This window comes from Aerococcus sp. 1KP-2016 (assembly GCF_002252085.1).
Lineage (GTDB): Bacteria > Bacillota > Bacilli > Lactobacillales > Aerococcaceae > Aerococcus.
The window spans coordinates 42,778-56,948 of record NZ_NEEY01000009.1 but is presented as its reverse complement, the minus strand read 5'-3'; the positions used below and the strand labels follow the sequence as shown (position 1 = coordinate 56,948).

10 protein-coding genes and 1 pseudogene are annotated in these 14,171 nt (G+C 36.8%); 6 read left to right on the top strand and 5 right to left on the bottom strand.

Annotation, left to right across the window (positions count from 1 at the left end):
* Positions 1–277: 277 nt before the first annotated feature.
* The gene (locus tag B9P78_RS03315; protein ID WP_094518124.1) at positions 278–1,042 is read right to left on the bottom strand and encodes a gamma-glutamyl-gamma-aminobutyrate hydrolase family protein; all 765 of its coding nucleotides are present in this window, start codon (positions 1,040–1,042) and stop codon (positions 278–280) included.
* Between the two features lie 222 nt (positions 1,043–1,264).
* Here B9P78_RS03315 and B9P78_RS10040 point away from each other — a divergent pair, with 222 nt between their 5' ends.
* The 4 genes from B9P78_RS10040 to B9P78_RS03300 all read left to right on the top strand — a co-directional run bounded on the left by B9P78_RS10040 (position 1,265) and on the right by B9P78_RS03300 (position 5,874).
* Positions 1,265–1,537: a hypothetical protein gene (locus B9P78_RS10040; protein WP_233487684.1), complete on the top strand. Its 273-nt coding sequence runs from the start codon at positions 1,265–1,267 to the stop codon at positions 1,535–1,537.
* A gap of 32 nt (positions 1,538–1,569) precedes the next feature.
* A complete protein-coding gene (locus B9P78_RS03310; RefSeq protein WP_233487683.1) occupies positions 1,570–2,334 on the top strand; it encodes an iron-containing alcohol dehydrogenase in 765 nt (254 codons plus the stop codon).
* Positions 2,335–2,607: 273 nt separating this feature from the next.
* Positions 2,608–4,308 (top strand): arginine--tRNA ligase, encoded by a 1,701-nt coding sequence (argS, locus tag B9P78_RS03305; RefSeq protein WP_094518123.1) that lies wholly within the window; start codon positions 2,608–2,610, stop codon positions 4,306–4,308.
* A gap of 264 nt (positions 4,309–4,572) precedes the next feature.
* Complete coding sequence (locus B9P78_RS03300; protein WP_094518122.1) at positions 4,573–5,874, top strand: uracil-xanthine permease family protein; 1,302 nt, start codon at positions 4,573–4,575, stop codon at positions 5,872–5,874.
* A gap of 66 nt (positions 5,875–5,940) precedes the next feature.
* On the opposite strand, the gene B9P78_RS03295 is transcribed toward B9P78_RS03300, so the two are convergent.
* Positions 5,941–7,152 carry an O-antigen ligase gene (locus B9P78_RS03295; RefSeq protein ID WP_233487682.1) on the bottom strand — a complete coding sequence of 404 codons (1,212 nt, stop codon included), beginning with the start codon at positions 7,150–7,152 and terminating at the stop codon, positions 5,941–5,943.
* Positions 7,153–7,324: 172 nt separating this feature from the next.
* Between B9P78_RS03295 and B9P78_RS03290 the strand changes: the two genes are divergently transcribed.
* On the top strand, positions 7,325–8,014 hold the full coding sequence (locus tag B9P78_RS03290; protein ID WP_094518120.1) for a dihydrolipoamide dehydrogenase: 690 nt from the start codon (positions 7,325–7,327) through the stop codon (positions 8,012–8,014).
* Positions 7,993–9,344 (top strand): annotated as a pseudogene (gene gorA, locus B9P78_RS03285) (glutathione-disulfide reductase). Before B9P78_RS03290 ends, gorA begins: the two are co-directional and overlap by 22 nt.
* Before the next feature lie 257 nt (positions 9,345–9,601).
* Here gorA and B9P78_RS03280 read toward each other — a convergent pair.
* The 3 genes from B9P78_RS03280 to B9P78_RS03270 form a co-directional block, all read right to left on the bottom strand.
* Complete coding sequence (locus tag B9P78_RS03280; RefSeq protein WP_094518119.1) at positions 9,602–9,949, bottom strand: hypothetical protein; 348 nt, start codon at positions 9,947–9,949, stop codon at positions 9,602–9,604.
* On the bottom strand, positions 9,933–11,240 hold the full coding sequence (locus B9P78_RS03275) for a DUF1576 domain-containing protein (protein WP_094518118.1): 1,308 nt from the start codon (positions 11,238–11,240) through the stop codon (positions 9,933–9,935). The genes B9P78_RS03280 and B9P78_RS03275 overlap by 17 nt, the downstream gene beginning before the upstream one ends.
* Positions 11,241–11,389: 149 nt before the next feature.
* Complete coding sequence (locus tag B9P78_RS03270) at positions 11,390–14,107, bottom strand: cation-translocating P-type ATPase (protein WP_094518117.1); 2,718 nt, start codon at positions 14,105–14,107, stop codon at positions 11,390–11,392.
* Positions 14,108–14,171 lie beyond the last annotated feature (64 nt).

The following is a 14,171-nucleotide window of genomic DNA, read 5'->3' as shown; positions in this document are numbered from 1 at the left end:
ATGGGATTAAAATCATAGATTTTTCGTCCTTACAGTGTACGTTCCTTGTAAGCCGTGGGACCAATTGAAAGCCAATGTCTTTCAATTTAAATCGAGCCAAGGTCTCAATTTCATCCTCTTTCACGGCTAAGGAACTACACTTTCAGTCCTATAACCTGCTCCCATGATATATTTCAATCAAAATTTATAAGATTTTTTTCAAAGTAAAAGGCGTACACAACTCTTATTAAGATTTGCGTACGCCTTTTTAGCGGCCTTTTGTCTCAGCCTTTTTTCTTTAAAATTGATGAAACCAGTTAAAAATTGGCAGCATATTGCTTTCATTATCTTCGTCTGTCATCATTTCCGGATGCCATTGGACACCCAAAATTTTGTATGAGGATTTTCGCGTATCAGTTTCGAAAGCTTCAATCACACCGTCATCTGCCCAGGCTGTTGCTTTAAGACTTGTTGATAGGTCTTCGATTACTTGGTGATGGTAGGTATTGACATGTAAAACTTTTTGCCCATTGAATAAGTTGGCTAAGGTGCTGTCTTTTTCAACAGTGACTGAGTGGTGAGGGTATTGCATGCGCCCCCATTCTTGGATATGTTGCACAGCGCTTGCTTGACCAACGGGGTATTCGCTTAAATCTTGGTAAACGGTACCGTTTAAAAGGATATTGATTAATTGGAAACCACGGCAAATACCTAAGATGGGAATGTCTTTTTTGACAGCTGCTTCAAATAACGCTCGTTCCCAACAATCACGTGGGGGATAGACATTGCGTAGTTTTGGTGAAGGTTCCCTGCCATATAATAGGGGGCTAACATCTTGTCCACCAGTAAAAACGATGCCATCTAGATGGGCAATATACTGCTCTGCTAGCGATACATCCTTTTGAAGTGGGATGATAATTGGCATGTGTCCGGCTTTAGTTAAACTGCCACTATAACCATGTGGTGAATAGTCACGCATGAATTCATCCCAATCATGCTCTAATGCATTGTGATTGCCCGTGACGCCAATTAATCGTTTGTGTATAGGTACATTTTTATTCATAGTGTCACTCCAGACTTTAGTGTTCAAACTATTATACCAACAAAGGTAGGGGGATGGTCAAATAAGACTACTTTGGCCGTGATAGTTACATGTGTTAGCAGGTGATAGAAAATAAACATTACAAATCATATAAATAGTATGACATTTTCATGAGACTAGTGGTATATTAGGTCATAAGAAAATGTCAATCGACAAAATCGTTCAAGGAAGAGGGAAATACGTATGAGTTTATCAGTGAACCTACCAAGTTTTACAATTGGACCGGATGCCTATGATGAAATCGGTAAATATGCTGGTTTTTCCGGCGAAACTGTGGCAATTATTGGCGGAGAAACGGCACTTTCCAAAAGTCTTGATCGTTTAAAACCAGCGATTGAAAAGGCAGGTTTAACCATCACTAGTATCGAATGGTATGGAGGCGAAGCGTCATATGGTAATATTGACCGTCTTGTCGCTTTAGATGAGGTGGCTAAAGCTGATATGATTTTGCAGTAGGTGGTGGTCGTGCAATTGATACCGGGAAAACAGTGGCTGATAAATTACATAAGCCAGTATTTACGTTTCCAACTATTGCGTCAAACTGTGCGCCAACCTCTGCCGTTTGCATTCTATATTATGACAATCATGAATCAGCAGGATCTTATCGTATTGATGCTCCAGCCGTACATGCCTTTGCAGACACAACAATTATCGCTGAAGCGCCGGAACAATATATCTGGGCAGGAATAGGGGATGCCCTCTCTAAAGAGGTAGAAGCATCTTTCTCAGCTCAAGGACGTGATTTAGCTTACAAGAATACTATGGGCGTACATATTGTCCAAGGTACGAATGAACGCATTATGGCGAATGGTATTGAGGCGCTCGCAGCTGCGAAAAAACAGGAACTTTCTCCAGCTATTGATAATATCATTTTAGAAATTTTAGGGACTACATCCTATACTTCAGTCTTGGTCGACCATGCCTATAATGGACATTTTGCACATTCATTCTATTACGGTGTGACCGTTCTACCGCAAGGCGAAAAACACTTACATGGTGAAATTGTTTCCTATGGTGTATTAGTTGTCCTTCAATTAGCAGGTGAAACTGAACGACTAAACAGATTACGCAAGTTCATGATTGAAGTTGGTTTACCAACATCACTAAAAGACCTTGATATTACTAGCGAAGCAGATTTAGCGCTTGTGTTAGATAAAGCTATGACAACGGACCATGTTGATGTTTCCCCATTTCCTATTGATCGAGCTATGATTGAGGAAGCTATTCAAGCTGTTGAAGCATTAAATGATTAATTAAATGTACTTATCCCTGAGATTTTATCTTGGGGATTTTATTTTTCTATTTATGAAGGAGTATAGTAGAATTAAAGGTGAAATCTTGATATACTAGCAGTCTGAAAGCAAGAAATATGCGAGAATCACTTTTCTAAAGCCTGAAAAAGTGGTACTATTGAGTAGTTGCTTTACAGTTCTACATATAAATTACTATATAAAACGAAGAAGACAAGCAAATGCCAAGAACAATCGCGGTATATTGTCTTATTTTTTTGAGAGGAGCCAAATTTAATGGATTTAAAACAACAAGTAGCTCAGGTGATTCATTCGAGCATTGAAACTTCATTATCAATCGAAGAAATTCAGAATCTTTTAGAAATTCCAAAACATGACGGTCATGGAGATATTGCTTTTCCAATTTTTATCTTTGCAAAAGAATTACGCAAAGCGCCGCAAGCAATTGCACAAGACTTAGCACCACAAATGCAAGGTGACATTGTCGATCACGTTGAAGCGGTTGGACCATATATTAACTTTTTCTTAAACCAAACATTGATTACACAAGCAATTCTTGAAGAAATTTACCAAGCGGGTGAACATTTTGGTGAATTGACAATCGGTCATGGTGAGAATATCACTATTGATATGTCTAGTCCGAATATTGCAAAACCAATGTCAATGGGACATTTACGTTCAACAGTAATCGGTAATGCAATTGCAAATATTGTGACAAAAGTTGGCTTCAATCCAATCCGTATCAATCACTTAGGTGACTGGGGTACTCAGTTTGGTAAATTAATTGTAGGTTATAAAAAATGGGGTTCTGAAGAAGCAGTTCGCGCAAATCCTATTGCTGAATTATTAAAATATTACGTCAAATTCCATGAAGAAGCTGAAAAAGATGCGAGTCTTGAAGATGAAGGACGTCTTTGGTTCAAAAAATTGGAAGATGGCGATCAAGAAGCATATGAATTATGGGATTGGTTCAAGAATGAATCACTAAAGGAATTCCAACGTATTTATGATATGTTAGGTGTTCAATTTGATTCATATAATGGTGAAGCATTCTATTCAGATAAAATGCCAGCTGTAATTGATGAATTAGAAGCACAAGGATTATTGAAAATTGACCAAGGCGCTACAATTGTAGACTTAGAAGCTTACAATTTAAATCCTGCCTTAATAAAAAAATCTGATGGTGCGAGTCTTTATATCACGCGTGATCTAGCAACAGCTATTTACCGTAAGGATACTTATGACTTCTCTCAATCTTTATACGTTGTAGGGAATGAACAAAGTAATCACTTCAAACAATTAAAAGCCGTGTTAGAATTGATGGGTTATGATTGGGCAAAAGATATCAACCATATTCCATTTGGTTTGATTACCCAAGATGGTAAAAAACTATCTACGCGTAAAGGAAATGTAGTACTTCTTGAAGAAGTATTAAACGACGCGATTGATTTAGCCCTAAAACAAATTAATGAAAAGAATCCTGATCTTGCTAACAAAGAACAAGTTGCACATCAAGTAGGGGTTGGGGCAGTTATTTTCCATGATCTTAAAAATGATCGTTTAAATAATTTCGACTTTAATCTAGAAGAAGTTGTACAATTTGAAGGTGAAACTGGTCCTTACGTACAATATGCAAATGCTCGAGCACACTCAATCTTACGTAAAGCAAACTTTGATCCTGCAACAATTGCTGAAGGAAGCCAATTTAATTTAGAGAGCGAAGAAGCCTTCCAAGTATTGAAGGAATTAAACCGCTATCCTGAAATTATTGCCTCAGCATATGAAAAATATGAACCAAGTGTAATTGCCAAGTACTTATTAAGCTTGTCTCAACAATTTAATAAATACTATGCACATACACGTATTTTGAGTGAGGATGATCAATTAACAGCACGTTTAGCATTAGTTTATGCCCTGACAAAGGTTATTGAATCTGGACTTGGTATTTTAGGTGTGGAAGCACCATCAGAAATGTAACGCAGTTATTTCTCATGAAAACGAGTGAACCTAATCCGGTCACTCGTTTTTTTATTTTCATATTCTTTCATGAGATTTTAAGATAGCGCTTGAATTTTCAGTTTTCTATGCTTATAATAGTGAAAGCATAAAATCCTATGAAGATGAGTGGTCGAAAGACCGTTTATGTTTATACATGAATAAAAGCAATTCTAAAGGTCAACTTGCGAATGACCTTATTTTTTTGGGAAAAAATGGGGAACAGAAAAGAAGGAGATGTTTGTTATGGCGATTAAATCTAGACCACTTTTATTGGATGTAGAGGAAAAACCCTCTTTAGTTAAAGGATTATTATTGAGTTTTCAACATGTTTTTGCAATGTTTGGAGCAACAGTTTTGGTGCCGATTCTTTTAGGGATGCCCGTATCTGTTGCTCTTTTTGCGAGTGGGATTGGGACCTTAATTTACCAAGTGGCAACACAATTTAAGGTGCCTGTATATTTAGGTTCATCATTTGCCTATATTACTGCAATGCAAATTGCAATTAAACAAATGGATGGCGATGTTTCAGCAGCGCAAACGGGTGTTATTATTGCAGGTTTGGCTTACGTTGTGGTGGCCATAGTGATTCGTTTTATTGGTACAGGATGGATTGATAAGTTATTACCACCAATCGTTATTGGTCCTATGATCATGGTAATTGGTTTAGGCTTATCCGCAAGTGCTGTTACCAACGCTGGTTTTGTAGCTGATGGTGAAGTTCGCAACGTTGTTGTTGCAGTTGCAACTTTCTTAATTACAGCGTTTATTCAAACTCGTGCCAAAGGTTTCTTCAAAATCATTCCATTCTTATTAGGAATTATTGGTGGGTATATTGTTGCAGCGTTGTTTGGTTTAGTAGATTTCCAACCTGTATTAGATGCACCTTGGTTCTCAATTCCAGACCTATACTTACCATTTGAAACAGCTACTTTTAATTCATATCGCTTATACTTTGGTCCAGAAACTTGGGCAATCTTACCAATTATTTTGGTAACAATTTCTGAACATATCGGTGACCATACCGTGTTAGGGAAAATTGTTGGCCGTAATTTCTTGAAAGACCCTGGATTAAGCCGAACTTTAATTGGTGATGGTGTTGCAACAGCAGTCTCTGCATTTATTGGTGGGCCTGCGAATACAACATACGGTGAAAATACTGGTGTAATTGGTATGACACGTGTGGCTTCAGTTTCAGTTATTCGTAACGCTGCAATCATTGCAATTATCATGGCTTTCCTAGGTAAATTTACAGCGTTAATTTCTACTATTCCAAGTGCAGTAATCGGTGGTATGTCAATCTTACTTTACGGTATTATTGCAAGTAACGGTTTGAAAGTTATGATTGAAGAACAAATTGATTTTAACCAAGTACGTAATCTTATCATTGCGAGTGCAATGTTAGTAATCGGTCTAGGTGGCGCAGTGTTAGACTTAGGTTTTGTAACTTTATCAGGTACATCCTTATCTGCTATTGTAGGTATTTCATTGAACCTAATCTTACCAGCAGAAGTACCTTATGAAGAAGATACACACGTAAAAGAATAATTATACATTTAAAAAATTTAATTAAAAAAGCGTTAGCTTCGAAAATGAAGCTAGCGCTTTTATTTTTTAATCTCTGGCGTAGTCACTTAAATTACCTTGTAATTCAGGATGTGTTTCGACTTCTTTAAGCATATTATTACTTGCAAGTACAATAAATAAGAATAAGAAAGCTGTTTGCAACCAGAAAATGGTTAAATCGAACATGCCGTGTAATAGTACGACTGATCCAAAACTACAAATCAAGGCTAAACGTCTTCGTAAAATGGGATACTGCCGCATTTTATTAATATTACGTGCCAAGGAAGCAATAGGTATAGCAAGAATGCCCGTTCCAATCACCCCGTAAGATAAGAGGGTATCTAAGATGATATTGTGCGCATGTTGTGTGTATTTCTCACCATAATCTTGCCATATCATCAAGTAGGTTAAGGGACCTTGTCCGAACCAAAAGTTATCTCTTAAGCCTTTTAGTGCAATATCCCAAATCACGAAACGATCTTCAAAGGCAAAGCCTAGATCTTCAAATCGTGGCAATAAACCGGATTTAATAGCGATTAAGACCGTAATGGTCCCCGTCAGAAAAGTACCCACAGCAATTTTTTTGTAACCCATGATGTAGTAAAACACAAACAAAGTGCCAATAACCACAAGTAAAGAAGTTCTTGTACCTGTGTAAATAGTAGCAAATAAATTACAAAAGCCAATGAATAAGAATACAAATTTCTTTCTTAGTTTTGTTGTTCGCATAAATTTATATAAGGCGATAAAAAAGAAAAATTCTAACATCATCGCATAATAATTGGGATTCGCAAAGGTAGCCTCGGCACGTCCATTATGAACACGATTGATTTCTGGTGAGATGAAACTATAATCCCACTCTGGTACCCAGTTTAAATATTCCATAGTAGCAAAAATGAATATAATAAATGATGCAATCAATGCGATATTCAATAATTCTTCTACGAAATACGGTTGGATGACTTGTTGATAGTAGTTAAAATATAAAGCAATCAGGATATAAGCAATTGATATCCCAAAACCTGCCCAGTTTTGATAGACAAACGAAATAACTGCAGAATATGCGATAAATATCCAAATTGAGGTAGGTACTTCATTTTGATGTTGAGGACCAATTAAGCCCAACATGGATAAAAATATGAATATGACTGCAAAAGTAACTAAGGTAATATAAAAAGGAAAGAAGTTACTAATAAATAAAATCGATATCAGTATGGATTGAACTGGCCAGGCAAGTTGGTCAACTGGTTTTTTTGCCAAAAACTCACCTCCATTAGTTATTCCACTCCTTATTATATCAACAATTTTAATAAATAACATCTTAAGGCAATAATATTATTAGATTTTTAAAATTGCCCACATGCAAGCAGTAAAATTAAAATATAAAAGGTAAAATGGTATACTATTTTTATGAGAAGTTAGGAGGTTGACAATGGAACGTTTAATTTGGACAGGCCTAGATGAAAGCCAATTTCGTCGTTATAAATCCTGGATTAATAAATCATTTCCTGGTATATGTGGGACATATTGTGCGGCAGTTTTAACGCATCATACAGTCTTACAGGACACTGGTCACTGGATGAGTAAACAGCAATTACTGAATGCTGTCGAAACTGTAGTCGATGACTTTCACTTACATGAAGGTACATTTTATTGGAATGTAGCAGCTGGACTTAACAGTATTTTTAATTTTAAACATTATCGCGCAAAAACAGGCTTAATTCCTGATAAGGCTGTGCCTGAATTGATAGACCGTTATCAACAACCGGTGATCGTAGGTACCTTAGCGGTTTTAGGTTCACCTTACAAAAATCATTGGCTACTTGTATATGCGTATGCCTATGATAATCACAACCAACTCTATTTTAAAGCTTATGATAATCATGGCAGTTACAAAGCGGTTATTCCGGCTAAACATACGAATGCCTATGTTTATTTGGAGCCAATCCTTCAAGAAAAGGATAGCCAAGTGAATATTGAAAATAGACATGATGAAATCAACATTAAACCTAACCTAGCTAGAATTTCTTTCTTAGAAAAACAAGCGAAAGAAGCAGCAGATCATCAAAAAAAATTAATTTTCGGAAAAGAGTGGGATGAATGGAAAGATATGATTATATAACTATTGGTGGCGGTAGTGCCGGTATATCAAGTGCAAACCGTGCAGCCGAATATGGTGCCAAAGCATTAATTATTGAAAAACGTGATGTTGGTGGTACTTGTGTGAACAGAGGTTGTGTGCCAAAGAAAATTTCTTGCATGGCACTATGCTAAGAGAACAAATTAACGATTATGCTAGCGCATATGGACTTAATTTTGTAGAACAAGGACCTGTAGATTATAGTGAATTAAAGAAAAATCGTGATGCTTACATCGAACGTGTACATAAGGGATATGACGCTGGTTTCCAATCACGAGGCACGCATTATCTTGAAGGAGAAGCTAAATTCATCGATAATCATACTGTAGAAGTGAATGGTGAATTATATACTGCACCACATATTTCAATCGTAACAGGTGGACGTCCACGTCTAATAGGCCTACCAGGAATTGAATTAGTAGATACTTCAGATGATTTCTTCGAATGGACCAGTTTACCTGAAAGTGTCATCATTATTGGCGCAGGTTACGTGGCAACTGAATTTGCTGGTGTATTGAATGGGTTAGGTGTTCAAACAACGCAAGCTGTTCGTTATGACCGTCCATTGCGTGCCTATGATGCAGATATTGTTGAAGTCCTAGTGGATCAAATGACAAAATCAGGCATTCAATTACTGACAAATCATGACGTTTCCTCAATTGAAGAAGCCGCTAATAATCAATTACAAGTAAACTTTAAAAATGGCGCAACAGCTGTTGCTGACAAAGTAATATATGCTATTGGCCGTACACCAAATACGGATAATATCGGGTTGGAAAATACAGATGTTGAATTGACAACATCGGGTCACATCAAAGTTGATGACTATCATCATACCAATGTTGAAGGATTATATGCTTTTGGCGATATTATTGGTAAGGTAGAGTTAACACCGGTTGCTATTATGGCTGGTAGAACCTTATCTGACACGCTATTTAATGGTGCTGAACCATACTTATTAGATTATAATACCGTTCCTACAGTAATCTTTACACATCCAGCAATCGGCTCAATCGGTTATTCTGAAGAAGCAGCTAAGGAAGCTTTTGGAGAAGATAATGTAAAAGTATACAAATCAAACTTCACACCAATGTATTCTGCAGTTTCTGAACATCGCCAACCAGCCCGCATGAAATTAGTGACAACTGGGGAAGATGAAAAGGTTGTCGGGGTACATGGTATTGGTTACGCTGTAGAAGAAATGATGCAAGGATTTGCTGTAGGCGTTCGCTTAGGCTTAACTAAAAAACAATTTGATCAAACAATTGCAATCCATCCTACAGGGGCAGAAGAATTCGTTACCATGCGTTAACACACCAAAAAAGGCCTCTAAAAAGGCGTACATAATTCTTAATAAGAGTTGTGTACGCCTTTTTACTTTGAAGAAATGCTTATAAATTTTGATTGAAATATATCATGGGAACAGATAAAAGGACTGAAAGTGTAGTTCTTTAGCCGTGAAAGAAGATGAAATCGAGACCTTGGCTTTCAATGGTCTCATGGCTCACAAAGAACGTGCACTGTAAGGACGAAAAATCTATGATTTTAATTATTTGTTCCAGCCACTTTTTATTGATGAACCCGTTCGATTAAAATTTCAAAGCCGACATCGGTTACTGTATAGGTCACATAATCGATAGATGCAGATAAAATTTCAATGCTAAATGAATCATCTCTAGAACCAAGTAAATCTTCATAATAATATTCAAATTCCACTTGTCTTGGTCCATTTAAAAGATCCAAATCATCAATAAATCGTTGGGGTAGATGAGCTCTTTTACCTGTAAATTTAATCACAGAGGTAGCCAATTTATCTTCTGCAATTGATAGATCCATTGTATATCTATGGATATGATATGATTCAAAAAAATTCATAAATTCGGATACAATCCGGTTTACTTTAACGTGTTCTCTCATTATTATGCTTTCTCTCCTTAATAACATCTAGTAATGGTACTAGAAATGCTGCGACAAATCCTCCAGAAAAGCCATTATTATAAAGATTTAATCCAGCATGTGTATCACTGGTATTTTGTACAACAGCAGCATGTAATGCCCCTGCAATCATTCCAGCAAAGAATCCATATGAACCAGTAATTGGCGCTAGCGTTGTGCCAAATAAGGCGGCAAGTAACGAATTTGTTGAACTTGGACTACCAACACTCATCGCCGTCTGCATCAAGAAGACACCTAATACCACAGGCGTAGCATTGAATGGGTGTTTTCCAAATGCCGAAAAACCAATAACCGTTAATACACCCCCGATAACGGCACCATCTAAATGTCCACCTACAAGAAAAACATATGATAAAGCCAGTAAACCTTGTATCCCCATATTCATCAAAGTGATGGGGGTGCCCAATTCAGTAACAAAATCAGTAATTAAACGGCCTGGAATTTTAGAAATTTTCAGATAATTCTTCATACTATAACCGTTTAAAACAAAACCTGATAAGAATAAGCTTAATGATAAGCAAATAAACAGGAGGGTAATGTAGGGGCTTGTGATTTCCTTCGTTTCTATTGTATAGGTTACTGGCCACTGGAAAATCAGCATGATAGAAGTGACAATCATACCGATAACACCCGCTGTAAATCCTATGTTATACAGATTATACCCTTGGTGAAAACGCAAGAAACTTGCTGCTACAGGGTGGATAACAAAACCAATGATAACACCAACTGCAATACCAATAGGCATACTTAGATAGATTGGTAGATCCTGTCCAAAGGTGATAATGGATACCACTGGACTTAAAGCTGATGCAAAAAGGGCAGCAATCATCAATCTAGATAAGCTATTGCCACTATACTTGGAATAAAAATAGGTTCCAAAAAAAAATGGGATGGTGTTATACAAATTTTTACCGAAAAATGAAAAACCCATAACAGTCATCATAGCTGCTAGTAAAGGACCAGATATTTTGGATACCCGTTTTTGAATAAGATATGTATTGACTAATAATAAAGATCCAACATTTATAAAAGTTGCACCTATACCTCCAACTGCAAAGTAATCAGTGATCAAATTACTAGGTGATATCAAAATTGTCCAATAGCCGTCGATAATGCTAGGTAACGGTTGAATACTAAGGCCAAATAGGATAAATACTATTGCCAAAGTAAAAAAGAAAAGGGGCTTAATTGCCGTTTGATCAAAATAATAGGCCAATAATTGTTGTAGCCTTTGGTCAAGTGCGTGCGCCATAAAAACCTCCTTATAGAAATGTTAGTGATAATTTTATAGTAACAATACCAACCCGTATCTACAAGAAATACTTATAAGGTGATATAAAAAAAGTGACTGGGATAACCCAGCCACTTTTTTGTTATTCATATAATTGGATAAGCGATGAATTAACGTTTGTTTTGATCTGAACCAGCATCAAATTTTTCATCTAAACCAGTTGCACGGATGATAAATTTACCAAGCTCTACATATGGTATTACAGAAGCAGCTGATAAGATAATCACTGACCACATTTGTGGTGCCATTGGGTCACCTAATAAGTGGACTGTACCGAAGGCATTGTTTAAGCCAGGGATGAATACAGTGATTAACATAAGAACAGTCGATGCTAATGTAGCGATATTTAACCATTTATTGTTGAATGGATTTGAAGAGAATAGAGATTTAAATACAGATTTAGAGTTGTAAGCATGGAACAATTGGATGAATGCTAATGTTAAGAAAGCCATTGCTTCAGCATCTTCTAAAGGAACACCCATTTGGTAAGAACCATACCAGAATACAAATAATGTCACAGCACCTTCGTAGATACCTTGATAGATAATTGAAGGTAATACACCGTTAGATAATAAGTTACCTGAACGACCACGTGGTTTATGTTCCATTACATCTGATTCAGCATCTTCAAGACCTAATGCAATTGCAGGGAAGGTATCAGTTACCAAGTTAATCCATAAGATATGGATTGGTGCTAAAATTGACCAACCTAACATAGTAGCAACAAATAAAGTCATTACTTCACCCAAGTTAGCTGATAGTAAGAACTGTACAGCTTTTTGGATATTTGAGAATACTTTACGACCTTCTTCAATGGCAGTAATGATTGTAGCAAAGTTATCATCAGCTAAGACCATGTCAGAAGCACCTTTAGAAACTTCAGTACCAGTGATACCCATACCAATACCAATATCAGCTTGTTTTAATGAAGGGGCATCGTTAACACCGTCACCAGTCATTGCAACAACTTTATCGTGTGATTGCCACGCAGATACAATACGTACTTTATGTTCTGGAGATACACGTGCGTAAACTGAGTATTGTTCAACTTTTGCTGCTAACTCTTCGTCAGACATTTCATTTAAATGAGCACCTGTAGTAACAGCTTCTTCTTGACCTTCTTGAATGATACCAAGACGTGCAGCAATCGCAGCGGCTGTATCTTTATGGTCACCAGTAATCATTACAGTACGGATACCAGCTTTTTTAGCTGTTGCAATAGAATCACGCGCTTCTGGACGTTCAGGGTCGATTTCACCAACCATACCAGCAAAGATTAAATCGTGTTCTAACGTATCAGTTGTATACTCTGAAGGTAATTCATTAATGTAACGGTAAGACATTGCTAATACACGTAATGCTTGGATAGCCATACCGTGGTTAGCTTCTAATAATTCTTCACGAGCAGCTTCATCTAATGGTAAGATTTCACCATTTTTTAGGTAATGTGTAGATCTTTCAATAATTACATCAGGCGCACCTTTAGTCATTGAAACGTATTTACCATTTGCTTGTTCTTCACCTAAAGTTTCATGAACTGTAGTAGACATTTTACGGTCAGAATCGAATGGTACTTCACCTACACGAGGTTGTACTTTGATTGTGTCACGTACGTCGTAACCTTGGTCAAAACCAAATTGAATCATTGCAGTTTCAGTAGGATCACCTGCAAGCGAACCGTCATTAGCGATTGATGCATCATTTGCCATATTCATAATACGGAAAACAGGTTCGTTATGATCGATTTTTTCAGAAGCATTGTGAAGTTCACCATTGTAGTAAACTTTTTCAATTGTCATCTTGTTTTGTGTTAATGTACCAGTCTTATCTGAACAGATTACTTCAGTACCACCTAAAGTTTCTACAGCAGGTAGTTTACGTACTAAGGCATTTCGGTCAGCCATCTTTTGCGTACCTAACGCTAAGATAATTGTAGAGATTGCTGGTAAACCTTCTGGAAGGGCTGCAACGGCAATTGAAATTGCAGTAAGTAACATTTCTACCCATCCAAAACCACGTAATAAACCAATGAAGAAAATAACAACAGCGATAATTACGATTGCATATGTTAAGAATCGAGTTAAAGCATTCATGTTTTCTTGTAATGGTGTGATTTTTTTGTCAGCATTTTCAAGCATTTCTGCGATATTACCAACTTCAGTATCCATACCTGTTGAAGTAACGACACCTTCACCACGTCCGTAAGTTACGTTTGTAGATGAGAATGCCATGTTTACACGGTCACCAATACCAGCTTCAGCATCAACAACAGCTGTATCTTTTGTTACTGGTAAAGATTCACCTGTTAGTGCTGCTTCTTCAATTTGTAATGAGCTAGTTTTGAATAAACGCATATCCGCAGGTACTACATCACCAGCTTCAAGTACAACTACATCCCCAACAACGATTTCCGCAGAATCAATTGATTGGATTTCACCATCACGACGAACATTTGCACGTGGTGATGACATTTTTTTAAGTGAGTCAATTGCATCCTCAGCTTTGTTTTCTTGAATTACACCCATGATTGCATTAATTAAAACAACCGCTAAGATAATAACCGCATCAACTGCACCATTAACTCCTTCTAAGATAACTGAAAGTGCTGCTGCAATTAATAGGATAATAATCATTAAATCTTTAAATTGATCAAAGAATTTTTGAAGGGTAGTCTTACGAGCACCTTCCTTTAATTCATTTTTACCATTCTGCTCTAAACGACTTTTTGCTTCAGCATTTGTTAAACCTTCAGTGGTTGCGTTTAAATTTGCTAAAACTTGGTCAGTTTCTTGAGTAAAGAATGTTTGATTATTCTTATTTTCTGCCATTAACCATCTCTCCATCCTAAATTTTATTATGCTTAAAACGTTTTCCAGGACCTATCTCCAAAAA

Coding starts and splice junctions, on each gene's coding strand:
- B9P78_RS03275 (WP_094518118.1), bottom strand. CDS start 11,240: ATGGCGCACGCACTTGACCAAAGGCTACAACAATTATTGGCCTATTAT.
- B9P78_RS03300 (WP_094518122.1), top strand. CDS start 4,573: ATGGCGATTAAATCTAGACCACTTTTATTGGATGTAGAGGAAAAACCC.
- B9P78_RS10040 (WP_233487684.1), top strand. CDS start 1,265: ATGAGTTTATCAGTGAACCTACCAAGTTTTACAATTGGACCGGATGCC.
- B9P78_RS03290 (WP_094518120.1), top strand. CDS start 7,325: ATGGAACGTTTAATTTGGACAGGCCTAGATGAAAGCCAATTTCGTCGT.
- B9P78_RS03315 (WP_094518124.1), bottom strand. CDS start 1,042: ATGAATAAAAATGTACCTATACACAAACGATTAATTGGCGTCACGGGC.
- argS (WP_094518123.1), top strand. CDS start 2,608: ATGGATTTAAAACAACAAGTAGCTCAGGTGATTCATTCGAGCATTGAA.
- B9P78_RS03270 (WP_094518117.1), bottom strand. CDS start 14,107: ATGGCAGAAAATAAGAATAATCAAACATTCTTTACTCAAGAAACTGAC.
- B9P78_RS03280 (WP_094518119.1), bottom strand. CDS start 9,949: ATGAGAGAACACGTTAAAGTAAACCGGATTGTATCCGAATTTATGAAT.